General features: G+C 62.5%; 1 protein-coding gene. It reads left to right on the top strand.

All coding sequences use genetic code 11. The features are described 5' to 3' along the window. Positions 1 to 201: 201 nt before the first annotated feature. A complete protein-coding gene (locus H7965_RS29635) occupies positions 202 to 1935 on the top strand; it encodes a PAS domain-containing protein (protein WP_186774062.1) in 1734 nt (577 codons plus the stop codon). The last annotated feature ends 124 nt before the right edge of the window (positions 1936 to 2059 follow it).

Raw genomic sequence — 2059 nt, 5'->3', positions numbered from 1 at the left:
CCTCCTCGAGCCGATCGGCAACATCCCACCCGCCGAAGCTGAGGCGCGCTACTATGCCAGCCAGCAGGAGGTTGCGCTGGCAGCCTGACTCAAACTCCCCTGCCTCCGGCAAACCCGGGGCGGTTCAGAACATTGCAACCCAAAGACTCTGCGTCCCCGACTCCCCGTATGCCTCTTGCGCGATGGCTGGTCTTTGGTGGGATGGCGCTCTCGGCTGTCGTGGCCCTGGGCACTTGGCCGCTGCTGTCGGACCTTCGTGCGCGTGCGATTGCGGCTGAATCCGGCAAGCTTGAAAGCCTGGCCCTGGTTCTGTCGGACCTGGTCGACCGGACCCTTCAATCTACCGAATTGGTCCAGACCTCCCTGCTCGAGGACATGGAATCCCTCGGCATCATCAGCGTCGAGGACTATCGCCGGCAGATGACCACGGAGGACGTTCACCGCCAGCTCCGCACCCGCATTGCGGCACTGCCACAGCTTGATGCAATCACCCTGATCGATGCTGATGGCACTCTGCTGAACTTCTCCCGCTACTGGCCGATTCCACCCGTCAATGTATCGGACCGAGACTACTTCAAGGCGCTGAAGGCCAATCCTACACTCCAGCGCTTTATCAGCGAGCCGGTACCCAATCGCGGTACGGGCACCTGGACCATCTACATCGCCAGGCGCTTCAGCGCACCCGACGGAGGCTTCCTCGGGCTCGTTCTGGGCGCCATCGAGCTCAGGTATTTCGAGAATTTCTTCCGATCCGTGGCTTTGGGGGACGACAGCAGCATCTCGCTCTTTCGTCGCGACGGGATCTTGTTGGCACGGCACCCCAACAGCGCTCCGGCTATCGGACGATCTTATGCCCACAGTGGAGTATTCCGCAGGATCCAGGCGGGTGCCGACCGCGAGGTCGTGCGACAGGTAAGTCAGATTGACGGACGGGATCGGCTCATAGCGACCCGAGATCTGGCACATTATCCGGCCGTTGTGAACGTTACTAACACGGTTGACGCCGCGCTACGGGATTGGAAAGACCAAGCCAAGTATCTAGGCGCCGCAGCGGCCTTGCTCATTCTGGCCATTGCAGGCGGCGTTCTGCTCGCCGTTCGTCAGGCCCGAGGCCGTGAACTCCTGCAGGCGGCAAACGCCGCCAGGGCGGAAGCCGAAGCCGAACTGCGCCTGCTCCAGGAGCGTAAGACGCTGGCCGCCGTTGTCGACGCCTCACCGGTCGCCATCATGACACTCGACATGGATTGCCGCTTCCAACTCTGGAATCAGGCATCCGAGCAGATTTTCGGCTACTGCGCCGAGGAAATGATCGGGCGGCCCTACACCGCCTTGGTCCCGGAGGAGGACCGCCCCGCCGCGGAGGCCAAGCTCCGCCGCGTGCTTGCCGGCGAGACACTCAGCGGCATGCCGATGCGCCGGCAGTGCAAGAACGGCACCATCATCGATATCAGCTTTTCGGCAGCGTCGCTGCGCGATCCAGACGGCGTGATTCATGGGTGCGTAGTCTTGCTTGAGAACATAACGGATCGCCTGCGCACCGAGGCCGAGCTGCGGCGGACCCGCGCGTTCCTCGATCAGGTGGTCGAAAACATTCCTACAAGTGTGTTCGTGAAGGAAGCACCGGAGCAACGCTTCGTGCTGATGAACCGTACCGCCGGGGAGATGCTCGGCCTTCGGCACGAGGAGGTTACCGGCAAGACCGATCATGACTTCTTCCCAAGAGAGCAGGCTGAATTCTTTGTCGCCTGCGACCAGAAGGTTCTCGAGTCCAACCAGCCTCTCGTTGTGGAGGAGGAGCCAATTGATACGCCGCACCATGGGCAGCGCCTGCTCCGCACGGCGAAGGTCCCGGTGGCCGGCGAGAACGGCCAACCACATTTCCTGCTCTGCGTCTCCGAGGACATTACCGAGCGCCGGCGGGCCGAGGAGGGGTGACCTTCCCCCCTGCCTGGGATCCATCTGTGATGAGAGAGTTGGCCTCCTTGGAAGGGGGCAGTGATGCCAAGGAAGCGTCACACGGCGGAGCAGATCATCGGGCTGCTGCGGCAGGCTGAGGTGG

Source organism: Siccirubricoccus deserti, assembly GCF_014283215.1.
GTDB lineage: Bacteria > Pseudomonadota > Alphaproteobacteria > Acetobacterales > Acetobacteraceae > Siccirubricoccus > Siccirubricoccus deserti.
This window is presented reverse-complemented; position numbering and strand designations above follow the sequence as displayed.

Bases quoted from the DNA above. Each gene is read 5' to 3' on its own strand.
- H7965_RS29635 (WP_186774062.1), top strand. From the start codon at position 202: ATGGCGCTCTCGGCTGTCGTGGCCCTGGGCACTTGGCCGCTGCTGTCG.